20 protein-coding genes, 2 pseudogenes and 1 other annotated feature are annotated in these 17110 nt (G+C 55.1%); of the genes and pseudogenes, 10 read left to right on the top strand and 12 right to left on the bottom strand.

Annotation, left to right across the window (positions count from 1 at the left end; genetic code table 11):
* Positions 1–33 precede the first annotated feature (33 nt).
* From RZS32_RS17040 to RZS32_RS17025, 4 genes are read left to right on the top strand one after another with little or no spacing between them, the layout of a single operon-like run.
* The gene (locus RZS32_RS17040; RefSeq protein WP_339106733.1) at positions 34–1065 is read left to right on the top strand and encodes a cysteine synthase A; all 1032 of its coding nucleotides are present in this window, start codon (positions 34–36) and stop codon (positions 1063–1065) included.
* Positions 1062–3518, top strand: a complete 2457-nt coding sequence (locus tag RZS32_RS17035) for a DUF3772 domain-containing protein (protein ID WP_317054753.1) — start codon at positions 1062–1064, stop codon at positions 3516–3518. Before RZS32_RS17040 ends, RZS32_RS17035 begins: the two co-directional genes overlap by 4 nt.
* The gene (locus RZS32_RS17030; protein WP_317054752.1) at positions 3515–4234 is read left to right on the top strand and encodes an alanyl-tRNA editing protein; all 720 of its coding nucleotides are present in this window, start codon (positions 3515–3517) and stop codon (positions 4232–4234) included. Before RZS32_RS17035 ends, RZS32_RS17030 begins: the two co-directional genes overlap by 4 nt.
* A gap of 16 nt (positions 4235–4250) precedes the next feature.
* Positions 4251–4877 (top strand): cysteine hydrolase, encoded by a 627-nt coding sequence (locus RZS32_RS17025; protein ID WP_317054751.1) that lies wholly within the window; start codon positions 4251–4253, stop codon positions 4875–4877.
* A 69-nt stretch (positions 4878–4946) separates the two neighbouring features.
* Here the strand turns inward: RZS32_RS17025 and RZS32_RS17020 are convergent, their stop codons facing one another.
* Positions 4947–5291: a cupredoxin domain-containing protein gene (locus RZS32_RS17020; protein WP_339106732.1), complete on the bottom strand. Its 345-nt coding sequence runs from the start codon at positions 5289–5291 to the stop codon at positions 4947–4949.
* On the bottom strand, positions 5291–5884 hold the full coding sequence (locus tag RZS32_RS17015; protein ID WP_339106731.1) for a DUF4142 domain-containing protein: 594 nt from the start codon (positions 5882–5884) through the stop codon (positions 5291–5293). Before RZS32_RS17015 ends, RZS32_RS17020 begins: the two co-directional genes overlap by 1 nt.
* A 66-nt stretch (positions 5885–5950) precedes the next feature.
* Between RZS32_RS17015 and RZS32_RS17010 the strand changes: the two genes are divergently transcribed.
* Positions 5951–6919, top strand: coding sequence for an AraC family transcriptional regulator (locus RZS32_RS17010; RefSeq protein ID WP_317054748.1), 969 nt, complete (start codon positions 5951–5953; stop codon positions 6917–6919).
* Positions 6920–7007: 88 nt separating this feature from the next.
* Positions 7008–7373 (top strand): hypothetical protein, encoded by a 366-nt coding sequence (locus tag RZS32_RS17005; protein ID WP_317054747.1) that lies wholly within the window; start codon positions 7008–7010, stop codon positions 7371–7373.
* A gap of 92 nt (positions 7374–7465) precedes the next feature.
* On the opposite strand, the gene RZS32_RS17000 is transcribed toward RZS32_RS17005, so the two are convergent.
* Genes RZS32_RS17000 through RZS32_RS16990 form a run of 3 tightly spaced genes read right to left on the bottom strand, consistent with a single transcriptional unit; the run spans position 7466 to position 9807 of the window.
* Complete coding sequence (locus RZS32_RS17000) at positions 7466–8533, bottom strand: methyltetrahydrofolate cobalamin methyltransferase (protein ID WP_317054746.1); 1068 nt, start codon at positions 8531–8533, stop codon at positions 7466–7468.
* A gap of 3 nt (positions 8534–8536) precedes the next feature.
* Positions 8537–9469 carry a methylenetetrahydrofolate reductase gene (locus RZS32_RS16995; RefSeq protein ID WP_317054745.1) on the bottom strand — a complete coding sequence of 311 codons (933 nt, stop codon included), beginning with the start codon at positions 9467–9469 and terminating at the stop codon, positions 8537–8539.
* Positions 9470–9501: 32 nt separating this feature from the next.
* Positions 9502–9807, bottom strand: coding sequence for a virulence factor (locus RZS32_RS16990; protein ID WP_317054744.1), 306 nt, complete (start codon positions 9805–9807; stop codon positions 9502–9504).
* Positions 9808–10061: 254 nt separating this feature from the next.
* Here RZS32_RS16990 and RZS32_RS16985 point away from each other — a divergent pair, with 254 nt between their 5' ends.
* Positions 10062–11174, top strand: a complete 1113-nt coding sequence (locus RZS32_RS16985; RefSeq protein ID WP_317054743.1) for a Ppx/GppA phosphatase family protein — start codon at positions 10062–10064, stop codon at positions 11172–11174.
* Positions 11174–11896, top strand: coding sequence for an RlmE family RNA methyltransferase (locus tag RZS32_RS16980; RefSeq protein ID WP_317054742.1), 723 nt, complete (start codon positions 11174–11176; stop codon positions 11894–11896). Before RZS32_RS16985 ends, RZS32_RS16980 begins: the two co-directional genes overlap by 1 nt.
* Here RZS32_RS16980 and RZS32_RS16975 read toward each other — a convergent pair.
* The 5 genes and pseudogenes from RZS32_RS16975 to RZS32_RS16955 form a co-directional block, all read right to left on the bottom strand.
* Entirely contained in the window at positions 11893–12072 is a 180-nt protein-coding gene (locus RZS32_RS16975; protein ID WP_317054741.1) for a hypothetical protein, read from the bottom strand. The two genes, RZS32_RS16980 and RZS32_RS16975, sit on opposite strands and share 4 nt — an antisense overlap.
* Before the next feature lie 455 nt (positions 12073–12527).
* A pseudogene (locus RZS32_RS19040) lies at positions 12528–12787 on the bottom strand (integrase core domain-containing protein); the annotation flags it as partial.
* A 220-nt stretch (positions 12788–13007) separates the two neighbouring features.
* Positions 13008–13529, bottom strand: coding sequence for a cytochrome c (locus tag RZS32_RS16965; protein ID WP_317054740.1), 522 nt, complete (start codon positions 13527–13529; stop codon positions 13008–13010).
* A 102-nt stretch (positions 13530–13631) separates the two neighbouring features.
* Positions 13632–14159, bottom strand: a complete 528-nt coding sequence (locus tag RZS32_RS16960; RefSeq protein WP_317054739.1) for a DUF4342 domain-containing protein — start codon at positions 14157–14159, stop codon at positions 13632–13634.
* Positions 14131–14358 (bottom strand): VIT1/CCC1 transporter family protein, encoded by a 228-nt coding sequence (locus tag RZS32_RS16955; RefSeq protein ID WP_336623555.1) that lies wholly within the window; start codon positions 14356–14358, stop codon positions 14131–14133. The genes RZS32_RS16960 and RZS32_RS16955 overlap by 29 nt, the downstream gene beginning before the upstream one ends.
* A 115-nt stretch (positions 14359–14473) precedes the next feature.
* On the opposite strand from RZS32_RS16955, the gene RZS32_RS16950 reads away from it, so the two are divergent.
* A protein-coding gene (locus tag RZS32_RS16950) for an IS3 family transposase (protein WP_422395913.1) occupies positions 14474–15702 on the top strand; the annotation gives its coding sequence in 2 pieces (ribosomal slippage) (positions 14474–14768 and positions 14768–15702; 1230 coding nt in all).
* Positions 14761–14877: a sequence feature (AL1L pseudoknot), on the top strand. Its footprint overlaps the gene before it by 117 nt.
* Here the strand turns inward: RZS32_RS16950 and RZS32_RS16945 are convergent.
* Both RZS32_RS16945 and RZS32_RS16940 read right to left on the bottom strand, forming a co-directional pair.
* Positions 15638–16162, bottom strand: a complete 525-nt coding sequence (locus RZS32_RS16945; RefSeq protein WP_317054737.1) for a VIT1/CCC1 transporter family protein — start codon at positions 16160–16162, stop codon at positions 15638–15640. The genes RZS32_RS16950 and RZS32_RS16945 overlap by 65 nt on opposite strands.
* A gap of 132 nt (positions 16163–16294) precedes the next feature.
* A complete protein-coding gene (locus RZS32_RS16940; protein ID WP_317054736.1) occupies positions 16295–16729 on the bottom strand; it encodes an ion channel in 435 nt (144 codons plus the stop codon).
* Between the two features lie 235 nt (positions 16730–16964).
* On the opposite strand from RZS32_RS16940, the pseudogene RZS32_RS19035 reads away from it, so the two are divergent.
* Positions 16965–17081: pseudogene (locus tag RZS32_RS19035) on the top strand (poly-beta-hydroxybutyrate polymerase N-terminal domain-containing protein); the annotation flags it as partial.
* Between the last annotated feature and the right edge of the window lie 29 nt (positions 17082–17110).

Raw genomic sequence — 17110 nt, 5'->3', positions numbered from 1 at the left:
AATCTGGGCGCAGCACTGACAGGGAGCCTCATCATGCGCATCGCCAAGGACCTCGCCGACGCCGTCGGCCACACCCCTTTGATCCGGCTGCGTCAAGCCAGCGAGGCCACGGGTTGCGAGATATATGGCAAGGCGGAATTCATGAACCCTGGCCAGTCAGTCAAGGATCGCGCAGCGCTCTTTATTATTCGCGATGCAATTGCGCGGGGTGATCTCAAACCCGGCGGAACGATCGTCGAAGGGACAGCGGGCAACACCGGCATTGGTCTGGCCGTTGTCGGTGCGTCTATGGGATTCAAGACGGTGATCGTGATCCCCGAGACGCAAAGCGAAGAGAAAAAAGACATGCTGCGTCTGGCGGGGGCTGAATTGGTGCAGGTGCCAGCCGCCCCTTATGCCAATCAGAACAATTTCGTGCATTACTCGCGGCGTCTGGCCGAAAAACTGGCCGAGACCTCGGACAAGGGCGTGGTTTGGGCCAATCAGTTCGACAATGTCGCCAACCGCCAAGCGCATATCGAAACCACCGGCCCTGAGATCTGGGAGCAAACCGGGGGCAAGGTCGATGGGTTTATCTGTGCCTGCGGCTCGGGCGGAACCCTCACCGGCGTGGCCATGGCGCTGCAATCCAAGGGCGTGAAAATTGGCCTTGCTGATCCAATGGGAGCTAAGCTTTTTTCATGGTTCACCAAGGGAGAGCTCGATTCCGAGGGTGGATCAATTGCCGAAGGGATCGGGCAGGTGCGGGTGACGGCCAACCTCGAAGGGTTAAGTCCCGATTTTGCCTATCAGATCACTGATGAAGAGGCCCTGCCGATTGTCTTTGACCTGCTCGAACATGAAGGGCTGATCATGGGCGCGTCCACCGGCGTGAATATCGCCGGGGCCATCCGCATGGCCAAGGAAATGGGACCGGGGCATACCATTGTGACCATCCTTTGCGACTATGGCACACGGTATCAATCCAAGCTTTTCAATCCTGATTTCCTGCGCGAAAAAGACTTGCCTGTGGCCAGTTGGATGACAACCGGCCCACAAAGCATCCCCGGAGTATTCGTGGAATGACACGCCTTTTGAAAGGCTTATTCCTCTTGTTGGCCTTGGCGTTTTGCGCCGCCGCGCCTCTTTTGATGCAGGTGGAAAGCGCACAGGCGCAATCTGTACCGCAGCTGTCAGAAGCTGAGCCGGACTATGAGACCTGGATCCGGACAGCTGACCGTGCGGATGAGGCGATTGAAGCGGCGCGCGCGTCGACCACAGCGCTTGAAACCCTGCGCGAAGACCTTGCCAGCTGGAGACAACAATTTCTTGACGCACAGAGCATCAACAGCAACGCGCTCGCCACTGTGCGCCGCCAGATCAGTGATCTCGGTCCCGTGCCCGAAGAGGGGGAAGAACCTGAAGATGTCGCCGCCAATCGCCAATTGTTGCAGGACCGTTTCGACCGATTGAATGCCCCTGTTCTGCGCGCCGAACTGGCCTTCAGCAGAGCGGATGGGCTTATCCGCGGTATCGATAAGATCATTCGTGACCGACAGGCCGAGGAGTTGCTGGAATTTGGGCCATCACCTCTGAACCCAACGCACTGGGCCGCGGGTCTAGCGGCGCTGCCTGCGACACTGACACAGCTTTCCGGAGAAGTGTCCAAAGCCTGGCGCAACCCGGTTCAGGCCGCCGAAACCAAAAACAGTCTGCCGGTCGTTGCGGTTTTGACCCTGCTTGGCCTTATCCTCGTGTCGCGCGGCAGGGTCTGGAGCCGCCGCTTAACCAACCGCGTCCTGGGAGAAAGCCCAGGTGCGGGCCTTTGGATCACCGGGTTCCTTGTCTCTCTTGGCAGTTTGGTGCTGCCTTTCGTTGGCATACTGCTGCTGATCGAGGCCGTTGTGTCCACCGGGCTTGTCGGGTTGCGCGGCGATCAGCTTCTTGCGGCTTTTGTACCCGCCGCGTTTGCCTTTCTTCTTGCGCGCTGGCTGGCCACCCGGGTGTTCCCAGCCGATGAAGCACGAACGCTGCCTTTGGTTCTGGACGCGACACAAAGGTCCCGGGGACGTTTCTTTGGCGCTTGTCTGGGTCTGGTCGCCGCTACCGCAGTGTTCCTGCGCGATGTCGGTGACATTTCCGGTTGGAGTGATGCGGCCAGGAATGTGGTGGTATTCCCTGTGCTGGTTATGTCCAGCTTCTTGCTCTGGCGCTTGGCCAATCTGCTCCGTGTGCATGTCCGCAACTCGTCCGAAGCCGATGGTGAAGAAAGCTACAGAACCAAGCTCATCAGTTTGCTGGCTGTGGGGCTGGTCGTGCTGGCCTTTGTCACTCCTCTTCTCGCAGCCATCGGGTATTTCCGACTGGCTGAATCCCTCATGCTGCCATCGCTGGCGTCGCTTGAGATGTTGGCGGTGCTACTGGTACTGCAGCGTCTGGTGGTCGAGGTCTATGTTCTGATCACGGGCAACCGGGAAGGGGCTGCGGAGTCTCTGATCCCAATCCTGATCGGTTTTCTGCTGGTCTTGGCCTCGCTGCCAATCTTTGCCCTGATCTGGGGTGCCAGAGTTGCGGATCTGACCGAGCTTTGGACGCAGGTGCTAGACGGGATCAGCATCGGTGGTGTGCGCATCTCGCCGATGATTTTCCTCACCTTCGCGCTGGTCTTTGTGCTGGGGTATCTTGCGACGCGCATGGTGCAAGGAGCGCTGAAAAATACCATCCTGCCCAAGACGCGCATCGATGCCGGAGGGCGTAATGCAATTGTGTCGGGCGTCGGATATCTCGGTATTTTCCTGGCGGCGGTGATCGCGATCACAAGTGCCGGGATTGATCTCAGTTCCATCGCAATTGTCGCCGGTGCGCTGTCTGTGGGTATTGGTTTTGGCCTGCAAAACATCGTGTCGAACTTTGTCTCTGGCATCATTCTTTTGATTGAACGGCCGATTTCCGAAGGCGACTGGATCGAAGTGGGCGGCGTGCATGGCACGGTTCGTGATATATCGGTGCGGTCGACTATCATTCAGACCTTTGATCGTTCAGATGTCATCGTGCCCAACTCTGACCTCGTCAGTGGTAGGGTAACAAACTACACCCGCGGGAACACTGTGGGGCGGGTCATTGTGCCGGTGGGCGTGGCCTATGGGACCGATACAAAGAAGGTCGAGACCATCCTGCAAGAAGTGGCGGATGCGCATCCTCTGGTGCTGATGAACCCGCCGCCTGCTGTTCTTTTCCGGTCCTTCGGGGCCTCGTCGCTTGATTTCGAAATCCGCGCGATCTTGCGCGATGTGAACTACGTGATGTCGGTGCATTCCGAGATGAATCACGAAATCGCCAGACGCTTTGAGGAAGAAGGAATAGAAGTGCCCTTCGCGCAGCGTGATATCTGGATCCGCAACCCCGAAGCACTGCCAAGCCCTCCGTCAGATCAAGCCAAGGAAGTTCCCGCCAAATCCAAGGACATGTCCGCCCATATCACACCCGAGGATCTGGATGCTGGCAAAGGGGACGCGGACGGTGATGGAGGCGGGCGATGACCGATCGGTTGTTCCTGCTGAATGCCTACGCCCGTGATGCCAAGGGACATGTAACGGCACATACACCCGAAGGGGGCATTGTCCTGAACAAGTCGCTCTTTTACCCCACAAGCGGAGGGCAACCGGGGGATAGCGGTCATATTGTCTGGGGCGATGCGACGCTTGAAATTGCGACGACGATTAAGCTCGACGCCTGGCAGATTGCGCTCATTCCCGCCGAGCCACAGCCCTTGCCACCGGCCGGCACGGAGGTCATGCAGCATATTGACTGGGACCGGCGCTATCGGCACATGCGCGTGCACACGGCCTTGCATCTGCTATCGGTGGTCCTGCCTTTGCCGGTGACGGGAGGCTCCATCAGCACCGAAAAAGGACGGCTCGATTTTGATATGGCAGAGCCTCCAGAGGATAAATCCAAGCTGGAAGAGCTGCTCAATGCAATGGTGGCGCTCAATCTTCCGGTCAGCGAAAGCTGGATCACAGATGCGGAACTGCGTGAGAACCCAGGTTTGGTGAAAACCATGTCCGTCAAGCCACCTGTGGGAGAAGGGCAGGTGCGATTGGTGCGCATTGGCGAAGGTGAGTCGCAGGTCGATCTACAACCCTGTGGCGGCACGCATGTGGCGCGCACCGGCGAGATCGGCAAGCTTCGCATTGGCAAAATCGAAAAGAAGGGCCGTCAGAACCGCCGGGTGTATCTGCATCTCGATGGGTGAGGCAGAGGGAGTTATCATGGCACATGCAAAAGCACGCAACCTGATCGAGGGACGCGCGGCGCTCATCGTGATTGATATCCAGAAGTCGACGTTTGCACCGCTCTCGGACGACGAACGCGCCATTGCGCATATGGCGGACTATGCCGAGCGCATGGCGCAATCGCGTAAGGCCATAGATCAAGCGCGTGAGGTGGGCATTCCGGTTATTTTTATTCAGGAAATCCACCGTGCCGATCTGGTCGACATGGGCCGTGAGACGGATGGGGACGAGGACGTGCACTGCCTCGACAACAATCCCCTGACAGAACTGGCCGTTGAAGAGCTGGGCATTCGTCCCGATGATTACAAAATCCAGAAACGCCGCTATTCGGCCTTTTACGGAACCGATCTTGAGATCCTGCTCAGGGGTCTGAAGGCCGAAACCCTGATTCTGGTGGGCGGGTTGACGGATGTCTGCGTGCACTACACCTTTGTGGATGCGCATCAGGGCGATTATTTCTGCCGCGTGATCGAGGACTGCGTCGCAGGCTCCAGCATCGAGGCGCATGAAGCGGCGCTGCGGGCCATGGAGTATCTTCAGCACGGTGCTGTGCAGTCTCTGGACAAAGTGCTTGAAGAAATGGTCGCGTCAGGTCAGGGCTAATTCGTCTGACCTGAGCAGCAACTCACACAATTCGCCTTAGACTTGGGTCATCACTTGGAGCCAAACGCTTCAGGAAATGACAAGTTGAGCCTTCATGTGCGGATGAAACACACAGAAATACGCTGTTTCCATGTTTTCGGAAACAACGACTTCGGCACTTTCACCGCGTTTAAGCTCACCTGTGTCCCAACCAAACTCCAAAGCCGTGGCGGTATGGGGAGCAAGATCATCGTTGATCCACCTTATAGTGTCGCCAACATGTACATGGAGGGTATCCGGGACATACACGAAATCTTTTATGCGGACGTCGTGTATCTTCGACCGAACCTCGGCTTTGGCAGGGTTGGTTAAAGCGGCCACTGACGCGGCCGCTCCTGCGATCAAGATATGTCTGCGCGAGAAATCAGAGCACATTACTGCACGCTCTTTACCATCATTTCTGCGTGCTTTTCGTGTGCCTTAAAAATCTTCAGACCTTGCTCAAAGAGCGCCTTGACCTCAGCATTGTCGATGTTCGGGATCATTGTACCCTCAACCAAGGCGTTGACCTCTTGATGATAGGCCAGTTCGTTTTCGGCATACGCTTTGTCGAAGGCGGCACCGCGCAGTTGAGAAAACTCATTGATGATGTTGTCTGCACGCTCGTTCAGCGCCTGGCTCACAGCGTTATCCTGAGCAGTGGCTCCAAGTTTGGCCAGCAACTCAAGCGCAGCTTCGTTCACAGCTTCATGGTCGCTGATCATGGTTTTGGCAAATTTCTTGATTTCGGGATTGTCCGATAGTGCCAGCGCCAGATGTGCATATCGAATATCGATATTGTCAGCAGTGTATGCGATGTGCGCAAATTCCGTGTCGCTCATATTCGCAATATCCTGCGCAGTGGCCTGCGCACCGATAAACGCAGCGGCAACGGCAAGTGCTGATATCAATTTTTTCATGAGTAATCCTCCGGTTTCTCTCATGTAAGTTCGATAAACCAGGGCGTAGCAGCCTTTGAATGCTACCACGTACGTATTCTTGTGCAGATCGTTCACGTTGATGTACAAAGCGGCATGACGTGATATCTAAGTGTTATGCTTGATTTACTCAGTGATATCCTGACCCGCCTGTCCATGCGCGGAACATTGTACTTTCGCACGTCTTTTTCAAAGCCGTGGGGCGTATGTGTTCCAAGCTTCGAGAACGTAGCACGTTTTCACTATGCACATCGCGGCGCGTGCAAGGTGCGTGTGAAGGCCACAGATGAAGTGGTGTCTGTTGAACAAGGGGATTTGATTATCATCCCGCATGGCGCGTCTCATGATTTGTTTTATGATCACGAAGCGGAAACGGCAGTGAAGCCTCTGGATACCGTTCTGGAAGATTCCGGTTATGATGGATCTGGTGTTCTCGTATATGGTGGTAATTCAGAACCAAGCAGCGAAACGCAGCTGATTTGCGGCCATTTTTCATTCGAGCCCACCTCGCGTCACATTCTTTTTGACCGCTTACCGCCTTTGGTCCACGTAAAGAACTACGGAGAGACCGCGGGAAAGTGGATGGAGGCAACGCTTCGGGTTATCGGTGATGAGGCAGGGGGAAAACGCATGGGCGGCGACCTGATTGCTTTGAAGATGTCAGAAGCGATACTTGCACAGGCCATTCGCGCTTTCCTCGAAAGCGGCGCCGGGGCGAAATACGGGCTCGGGGGGTTTGCTGACGAAAAACTCTGTCTGTCCTTGGATGCGTTCCACAAATCCCCACAGCAGACTTGGTCTGTCGAAGCGTTGGCGCGGGTTGCAGGAATGTCGCGCACCAGTTTCGCGGTGGCGTTTCAAAAACAAATGGAGATCACGCCAATGGAATATGTAACCGGCTGGCGCATGGAGATCGCCAAACAAGCGCTTCTGGACACAACAAATACGCTAACTGATGTTGCAGAGAAGGCGGGCTACGCGTCTGACTCTGCCTTTACGCGCGTTTTCAAAAAAGAGACCGGGTCAACACCTGCAGCGTTTAGAAAGAAATCCCTGAACGTACGCACGCTTGAACGATCTGCATGAAAAGGCGAACAATCTAGAATGGAAAGTGAGGTGTGCCCTCATAAGTTTGTCAAATAGAGACGCACGCAAACTTTGAAAGGAACACCCTATGCCTCGCTTCATCACCAAAACTATTCACGCCTACCTGGACTATCCGGTCGCGCTTGGCCTGCTTGTCATGCCATTTCTCTTTGGCTTGGGTGCAGAAAACCCGCTTGCCATGTGGTTGTCAGTTGCCACAGGCGCAGCCGCACTTGTTCTAACAATTTTGACGGATCACCATCTGGGTTTGTTCCGCGTTCTGCCTTATTGGCTGCATCTGGCGGTTGACGGTGCGGTTGGGGCCGTTTTTGTTGCCGCCCCCTTCGTGCTGGGCTTCGTTGGTCTTGATTTTTGGTATTATTTTGCTCTTGGCGCCACTGTCCTGATGGTTGTGGGTCTGCATAAAACCGAGGAAGAAATGGCACCTGCATAAGGCTTCAAACTTCTTAAACGCCCACACAAATAAAAAGGCCCTGCACAGCATGCAGGGCCTTTTTTGCGCTTCAAAGGTGGGATCAACGCGCCTTATGCCCGACGTCTGCGTCGCCCACCAGCACGTCCGCCACGTCCGCCTGCGGCCTCTTCGCCGGGTTTCAGTGGTGCCTTGTTGAATTTGATCCATTCGCCGCCATGCGGGTCGTTGTTGGTCAGGAAGTTGGCCGCTCGAATGGCTTCCATTTCCTTGCCCGGGCGCGGTTTGGTGGAGCCAAGGCCGAAGAGCTGACAGAAGGTTTCGTCATCCATGTCTTCTGGCAAAACAATGCCAGCCGCTTCGATTTCGGCGCGTTTAGCGGCCTTCTCGGCCTCCTTCACAGGCAGGGCGATCGGGTTCATGATAGCCGACGTCATGCCAGCGCCCATCGCCATAGGCAAAAAGGCGTTGTTAATGCCATGGCGGTTGGGCAGGCCAAACGAAATGTTGGACGCACCACAAGTCGTGTTCACACCCAGTTCCTCGCGCAGTTTGCGCACAAGGGTAAAGACTTGCTGACCGGCGGTGCCCATCGCGCCGATGGGCATGACCAGCGGGTCCACGACAATGTCATGGGCCGGGATGCCGAAGTCAGCTGCACGCTCGACGATCTTTTTCGCCACAGCAAAGCGCACATCAGGGTCTTCGGAGATGCCCGTATCATCATTGGAGATGGCCACGACAGGCACATTGTACTTTTTCACCAGCGGCAGAATGGCTTCAAGCCGCTCTTCCTCACCCGTGACCGAGTTCAACAAAGGACGCCCTTCGCAGGTTTCCAACCCGGCCTCCAAGGCGCCTGGTACCGAGCTGTCAATGCAAAGCGGGACATCTACCAGGCCTTGAACCAGTTCTACGACCTTGCGCATGAGCGGCGGTTCGGTCTGGTTGGGATCGGGGTTGGAGTTGTAAACCACGCCTGCATTGATATCGAGCACAGTGGCCCCAGCGGCCACCTGCGCCACCGCATCCGCCTCAACGGTTGAAAAATCACCCGCTTCAAGCTCAGCCGCCAGTTTCTTGCGCCCCGTGGGGTTGATCCGTTCGCCAATCACGCAGAAGGGCTGATCAAAGCCGATCACGGCGGTCTTGGTTTTGCTTTCGACGATGGTCTGCGTCATGGTTTATCCTTGCTGGCTGGCAGGCACGGTGGACGCGCCGCCATTTTCAATCGCCCAGGTGGCGTTGGTCTTGATCCCGCCCAATGGGAAGAAATGCACGTTGGTGATGTTGAAATCCGGATTGGTGGCTTTGTGGGCGGCCAGTTGGCTGAGAACATCGGTCGGCTCATAGGGCAGAAGAAGCTTGGAGACATCCATCGCGCGCTTTTGCAGCACTTTGAGCGACGGCCCGACACCACAGGCGATGGCGAATTTGATCAGCGTCTGAAGCTTGGCCGGACCCGCGATGCCAATGTGGACGGGCAGGGTGATCCCGGCCGCCGCCAGATCATCGGCCCATTTGATGATGGGACCTGCGTCAAAGGCAAACTGCGTGGCCAGCGCCATCTCGGCGTCGGTGGTTTCAGAGAATTTCTGCTTCCAGCGAAGCGCCTCTTCGACATTCTTCATGCTGCCGTCTGGATCAATGTCTTTATTCCCCTCAGGATGGCCCGCAACATGCAAGCGTTTGAACCCGGCACGGTCGAACGCACCGCTCTCCAAAAGCTGCATGGAGCTGTGATAGTCGCCATGGGGCTTTTCCACACCACCGGCGAGCAAAAGCGCCTGATCGACACCGGCCTCGCCTTGATAGCGCGCAATCCAGTCTTCCAGCACCGCCTGATCCTTGATGATCCGCGCCGGGAAGTGGGGCATGACGGGATAGCCATCGGCGGCCAGACGTTTGGCCGTGGCGACCATGTCTTCAATCGGCGTGCCCTCGATATGGGCGATGTAGACACGGGTGCCTTTGGGCAGAAGATCACGGAAGTTTTCAACCTTCTCAGCTGTCCGTGGCATGACCTCTATGGAGTATCCCTTGAGAAAGGCCTCCATTTCCGGTGTGACCACGCGCTCACCTGGTGTCTCGCGTCTTTTGAAGTTCAACAAAGCCATCGCGGCCTCCCAGAAAGATTTTGGGCTTTTGCTCAATTTGAGTTGGCCCAGCCATCGTTTGCGATCAATTCCTTGATCCGGTCTTGGTCGTATTCCGTGTCCAGCCGCGCGGCCTCGGCCTCGGCCACCGCTTCGGCCTCACCGTCCACAGGGTAGGGCGCGGCCTTGCGCCATTCGGCGAGGTAGGCATCGGTGTCCGCCGCGCCAATTTTCATCGCCGCCCGGTCAATGGCCTGTTCAAAGCGCTCGGGCAATGGCCGTTTGGCACCCCGACGGCCTTTGCCGACAATGACCTGCGCGGGGATATCGCGCCAGTACACCACAGTGACATCTACCATCGCTGATTCCTCATCCTCAGTTGTCCCCTCATAATGCAGCCCCGATGCGGCACGGTGTCGTTTTTCGACTTAACACGGTCACCGAGCGACCTTTGGCTCATCTGGTCTTCTAGCCGATATAGATGCTCTGACCGCGTCCGGCCACTGCCGGGGCCTTGAATTCCGGTCAAGTCTCATATGAGGCGCGTTCAATGCTTGCGCGAAAGCCATCGGATGACTACCTTGTAATCAACTCGAAATGGAGGGCGTAAGTAATGACGCCCAAGCGTCCCGTTGGTGCGGGCGCTATCCCGAAACAGGTAGAGAGCCCCGCACTGATCAAGCCCACTCCCGGGCCGCTCTATGCGGCGTTGGATTTGGGCACAAACAGTTGCCGTATGCTGATTGCCCGACCAGAGGGCGACCAGTTCAAAGTCGTGGACAGCTTCTCAAAATCAGTTCAACTGGGTGCCGGGCTTGAAAACTCGGGCAAGCTGTCGCGATCCTCAATTTACCGCACAATTCAGGCGCTTCGCGTGTGCCAGCAAAAGATAAAACGGCACAAGGTGAACCGCATGCGGCTGGTGGCAACCGAAGCCTGCCGACGCGCCAGCAATGGTGCGTCCTTCATGAAGCGGGTGCGGCGCGAAACAGGTCTTCCGCTGGAAATCATCGAACCGCAGCAAGAGGCGCAGCTGGCCGTGGTGTCCTGCGCGCCGCTCGTTAGCAAAAAGACTGAGCAGCTTTTGGTCGTGGACATTGGCGGCGGCTCGACTGAGCTTGTGTGGATTGATCTCAAGGATGTGCGTCCAAGTGAGCGCGCGGGCGCGATCATGCGCATGCATGGCGGGTTTCCGACCTGCGACGGCGAAGGCTCCAAGGCGCGTGTTGTCGACTGGATCAGCGTGCCCTTGGGCGTCGCGACATTGCGTGACCAGTTTCGAGATGTGGAAGATGACGCAGCACGCTTTGCGCTGATGAGTTGGTTCTTTGAGGAAAACCTGGCCGAGTTTGCACCCTACAAAGATGAACCCCCGCGCGATGGCTTTCAGATCGTGGGCACCTCGGGCACCGTCACCACTGTCGCGGCAAGCCATCTGGGTCTCAAACGCTATGACCGCAACAAGGTTGATGGTCTGCGCATGACCAGTGACGAGATTGACAAGGTGATCCGCACGTATTTGCACATGGGTCCCGAAGGCCGGCGGTCCGATCCGCGCATCGGGCTGGATCGTCAGGCACTCATAATGTCGGGCGCGGCAATTCTTCAGGCGCTCTTGCGTTGTTGGCCAACAGACCGCCTGTCTGTAGCTGATCGCGGTCTGCGTGAAGGAATGCTCTATGCACAAATGGCTGCAGATGGCGTGCTGGGCGAGGGGTGCCCCTAATGGCCAAGAAACCCACTGGCAAAAATACGTCCGGTCGCGGACAACGCGATCTGACCGTGCGCGTGAAAACGGCCAAGGGACGCAGGTCCTCGTCTACCCGTTGGCTACAAAGGCAGCTCAACGATCCATACGTTAAGCGCGCGCAGGCCGAGGGGTATCGAGGGCGCGCGGCCTACAAGATCATGGAACTTGACGACAAGTTTCGCTTTCTGGTGCCTGGCGCGCGGGTGGTCGATCTGGGCTGTGCCCCCGGCGGCTGGTGTCAGGTGGCGGTGCCGCGTGTAAACGCGCTTGCTGAGAAAAAGAACAAAGCAGTTGGCACCATCCTTGGCATAGACCTGCAAGAGGTTGATCCCATCCCCGGATGCGAGATTCATGTGCTCGATTTCATGGAAGACGGGGCCGATGACAAGGTGAAGGACTGGCTCGGTGGCAAGGCAGATGTTGTGATGTCTGACATGGCCGCGGCGTCGTCAGGACACAAGCAAACCGACCACTTGCGGATCATCGCGCTTTGCGAAGCGGCCGCGTATCTGGCCTTCGACGTGCTGGATGACGGCGGCACATTCGTGTCCAAGGTTTTGGCCGGCGGTGCGGAGGGCGAGCTTCAAAAGCTCTTGAAACAGCGTTTCACCAAGGTCGCCAACGTCAAACCACCCGCATCCCGCGCGGACAGTTCCGAAAAATTCGTGGTGGCCACAGGGTTTCGCGGTGCGGATTAACCACGCGGATTGAGAGACCCCAAAGCGCGCGACAAAAGCTCCTGTTCGCTCATCTGACGCTCTTGCACGGGCTGTGCCGCTGAAGTGGTATGCTGAGTTGCAATGTTCTCCTGCCGCAAAAGCTCAAAAAGCTTCGCGTGACGCACGAATGTGGGTTCTTCTTGCTCGTTTGACATCACACAGCTCTGCCTCAATCTGTGCGCCCCCGTCAGGGTTGATAGTGTGTTAATAGGGCAGATTTGGCCCCGCCATGGCGCGATTTCGTGACGCTATGAGGGCGGAATGTGGCAGGGCATGACGCGGTTACATCAGGTATGCTGGCGGAGTGGTTCGGCAAAGTTCGAACCCAGAGCGCGCTCAAGTCGCCGGAGGCGGTAGCGCACTAAAATGGCGGTGGACTCAGTCCTGAGCGTACTGGTCTCTGGTCCAGAAATCCCTGTTTACAGGGAAATTTGCTTATTTTAAGGGTAGTCGAGCAATTTTCGTTCTGTTTAACAACGGTTTTTCAACGAGTTATGGCGATTTTCCCTGCTCGCGCTAACAGGGAATTTTCTATGACTGAACAGGGCACAGTGCATGCCGGAACAGGGATTGCGGCGGTTAAATCAGGGTCGAAGGTTTCGTTGAATGTCTAGCCCCCTCGTTCAGTACCAGTGATTTGGGGTTTCTCTAATGAGGTTTCTGGGACTGGCGGTCGCATGTTCAGAGCATGATGTGGCCAGATTTGGTTGTGTGAAACCATTCGGCGTTGAGGACTTCGCGACGGAGTGTTCCATTGAAGCGTTCGTTGTAGCCATTTTCCCAGGGTGATCCTGGGTAGATCTGCATCGGCTGGATGCCAACGCGTCTGAGCCAGTCCTGGAGCGGAGCTGCAATGAACTCCGGGCCGTTAATCAAGGCCGCTCTTGTTGGTCTCGGTCCCAATGTATGAACCGGCCACTTCTCCAGTTTGCAGAAATCGGCAAAGGCTAAATTGCTGGGTGAAGCAGCTCCTGAATCCCATCATGAGACCTTGGATATGTATTTAGCTAATGGGGCGTAGGCTTTATGCAAAGCAAACATTGAACCTGGTAGGGTGCAAGGATGTCCACTTTTAAATGAACTTCCCGCTTCAGGGAACGTATTGCCTGGGCGTTGGGGACTGAATGCTTTCGAGATAAATTGCAATAGCAACCAAACGCGCAGGTGTGGGTTCAACCAAACCGTTTCCGGTGTCAAAATCCACCATTGGTCCTTCACTAAGGCCGATGATGATCGGCATTTCCTCACGTGGTATGGTTTTCTTCGAATATCCATCAATGATCGACATCACTTCGAGCATCGGCCAGACCCCATTTCTTCTGCTCGCGATTTTGGTAAGGTCCGCGGGTTGTGTCTTTAAGTTTTTCGCCCAGGGCCCATCGCCCTTCGCATCTGCGCCATGACATTCAACACAGTTGTCGGCAAAAATCATCTGTCCTGCGTCTCGCGACACATCGTCTGAGACGGTTGTTGTGCATCCCATCAGAATAAAACCCAACGAGACTGAAAAGAAATGAATTGAGCGTCCAGGTTTTGCCGAAACCTCATCTTGGTATAGCCAGCGCCGGAGAACTCTCGCGACAGCACGCAGCGGCTTCTGATCTTTTTTCATACCCTAAGAGCTTTCTTGCTCAGCATTTACGTTTCCATTCAAAAAAGGTGAGTCTAAGGCCAGCCCTTACCTTTCGGGCAAGCCTTTGAGAACATCAGTCAATTAATCGATGTCTTTGTGGTCCGTCTTAGAACCTTGGATCATATCAGAGGTTTCGTCTTCGACTTCTCGCTCGACCACAATTCGTACTTTTGTCACTAGTCCGGCGATCACCCCAAGTATCGCGAGCCAAGGTGCGGCCAGTACCACAACACCACCGACCGCAAGACCAATGTTCAGAGGGGTTTCCAAAAATACATCCCCGTCGTCAGCAAGGATTTTCAACTGACGAACGCTACCCTCTTTGGCCAACTCTTTTACACGCTCTACCAGCTTATCTCCTGCAACTTCGATTTCCTCGATGAAGGTTTTCTTCGGGCGGTTCTCGTCGTCCATATCCGGCGCTCCTCTGATATTGGGACGTCTTCCGACAAAGAGATTAAACCGCGCCAATGGCGGGCCATTGATATTGATCAAACCAAAATCAGAATGGCGGATTTCCATGCAAAACTTCAAACAGAGCGAAATCACAGTCTTCAAATCGAAATGAAGCGCAAAATCTTTACATATGAAACAACGCGCCAACGCCATATGCCAATGCGGCTGCAGACCCTCCAATGAGTGCCGTTTCAATACTGGAAAGCCACCAGGGGCTAAGAGACCAATTGCTTTTGAGCGCACCAATCAAGAAGAAGGTCGCCATCGTCATCCATACGGAAAACTCGAATGCTCTTTCAAAACCCAATAAAAACGGAAAAAGAGGTATCATTCCTGCAACAAGAAATGAAATGAACGTGGCAAATGCCGCGCGTAAAGGATGTGGGTTGGTTCCTCCTAGACCGTATTCTCCTTCAATCTGAACCGCCCCTTGTTTGCCGGAGACCCAGAAGTAAGGATACTGGGTTATGGGAAAGACGAAGAACGGAACACGTTATCCAGAGGAACTGCGCGCCCGAGCGGTGCGGATGGTTTTGGATCACGAGGCAGAATATGCGAGCAGATCGGCAGCAATCTTGTCGATTTCTCAGAAGGTTGGATGCAGCAGGGACAGCCTGCGCATCTGGGTCAAACAACATGAGACAGACACGGGTAAGCGTGATGGTCTGACGACGGTTGAGAGGGAACGCATCAAGGAACTTGAACGCGAGAACCGGCAACTGCGTCAGGCCAATGAGATCCTCAAAAAGGCATCTGCTTATTTTGCACAGGCGGAGCTCGACCGCCCATTCCGCAAATGATTGCCTTCATCAAGGAGCACCGAAGCGTGCATGGGGTCGAGCCGATGTGCCGTGTTCTGCAGATTGCCCCGTCGACTTTCTACGAGCATCTGGCCGTTGAACGCGAACCTGACCGTGCATCGGATCGCGCCAAGCGGGATGCGTATCTGCGCAAAGAGATGAAAGACGTTTGGGAGAAGAACAGATCAGTCTACGGCGCACGTAAACTGTGGCATGCAATGAAGCGCGAGAGGATCGATATCGCCCGCTGCACGGTTGAACGCTTGATGCGCCAGCTTGGTATTCAAGGCGTTCGGCGGGGCAAGAAGGTCAAAACCACCTATGGTCAGCCTGCCGATCAATGCCCACTGGACAAGGTTAATCGCCAGTTCCGGGCTGCGATGCCAAACGAGCTTTGGGTGTCCGACTTCACGTTTGTGTCCACCTGGCGGGGCTTCGTCTACGTGGGCTTTGTCATTGATACCTTCGCCAACCGGATCGTCGGCTGGAAAGCATCGACAACACAGGACACGCAGTTTGTCTTGGATGCGCTCGAACAGGCGATCCATGCGCGCAGACCTGCTGAGAAACTGATCCATCATTCAGATCGCGGATCGCAATATGTATCGATCAAGTACACAGAGCGTTTGGTCGATGCAGGATTGGAACCATCCGTCGGCAGCGTCGGCGACAGCTATGACAATGCACTGGCTGAGACAATCATCGGCCTGTTCAAAACGGAAGTCATCAACAGGCTGGGGCCATGGAAGTCCAAAGATCAGGTCGAATGGGAAACCCTGCAATGGGTCGATTGGTTCAATAGGGAACGCTTGCTCGAACCTCTCGGCTACATCACACCAATCGAAGCGGAGGAGAAATACGAACAAGCCTTGAAATCAAACAAAATCGCAGCTTGAAATACGAACTCAACAGTCTCCGGCAAAACCGGGGCGGTTCAATCATCAGGGCAATCCAGCTTTCTGGAACTTTCGTTATCGCATCGGTTGCTTCTTCTAAGACACGCCCTTCGAGACCTTTTTGGCGAAGGATTTCACGCACTTCCTGTCGTTCGCCTTCGGGATAGGTTTTAATATGGTGCTCTTCTATTGCTCGTATTTGCCTAAGATTGTCTTGCTCAGCTTTTTCGCCCGAGTAATTGGCTGCGGCCATGGAAAATCCATCTGCCAAGACGTTTGCTAGGCCCAATACAACGATGACAATCGGTGAAAGCCCGGCGCCAGCTACCCCAGCGACGATCGCAAATGTTGTTACAGTTCCATCAATGGCACCATAGATCGCATCCCGGAGAACACCCCTTCCTGGCGGTGCACCGATTCTGGCTGAGATTTCTTGATGAGAGTGACCGTGATCTGGCATGGCGTGCCTCCTGAGTACGATCATTTTGCAACCCAGAAACCAGGCCGGATTAATAAAAATCAAATTGTTCGGAGCGGGTAGATCTCTTTAAGTGATGCTCAACTTTGCAAAACCCTTAGCGTAAGCCAAACGCTAGTCTCTTAGTTTGTTTTGAACTCGCCGGACGTGCCGTAGGGTGTCTGTCAGCATAGCGGTCATAAGGCCAAACATGAGAAAACCGTTAGCCCCGGTCATACCTCCCAGAAGACGCTTGTCTTTCGGCATGGTAACATCGCCAAGGCCCAAGGTCGTGTAAGCAACCAAAGAGTAGTAGACGGCTTCTTCCAGTAACGAGAAGACTGACATCTGTCGAAACACAACTGCCCAGAGCCAGACACCCAACGTCATCATTGTCATGGTCGCAAGCACGACCATCAGGATAACAACAAACGACTTAATGGGGTGTGGCGGCCGCTGTAGCCAAGGTTCCATAAACTCAAGATTCTCATTCAGGAGCCACCACAGGATTGCACCTCCAACAAGCGAAACGAGAGTGACGGCAGAGCCAAGCAACAACTGATCAATCATAGCAAAATGTTCGATGTTTGAGTGCCTTCATAGGCTGCCCGGCTTACACTCACGAGCGCTTCTAGATTGGTTGTGTCGGCAAATTCATCGACTGCATCGTTCATAGTCTTCTCCGTATGAATAGCTTGCACGAAACACTATTGGTCAATCGAAAGCCCTAACTGACGGATATCAATCGATGTGAACGAGCGGTGTGAAACATGGCGGAGCTGATTCAGCGAAAGGTTCACTCTACATGGGTACGTCTGGCACCGATCAAAAACTTCATGCCGCTATTGCAAGGCTGACAGGGGGCGTATCACCCGCAGGCTTGATGGTAGCTTGGACAGATTGGAGCATGCACATAGCGGTTTCACCACAAAGGCAGCAACACCTGTTCAA

It is taken from the genome of Roseovarius sp. W115 (assembly GCF_032842945.2).
GTDB classification, from domain to species: domain Bacteria; phylum Pseudomonadota; class Alphaproteobacteria; order Rhodobacterales; family Rhodobacteraceae; genus Roseovarius; species Roseovarius rhodophyticola.
This window is presented reverse-complemented; position numbering and strand designations above follow the sequence as displayed.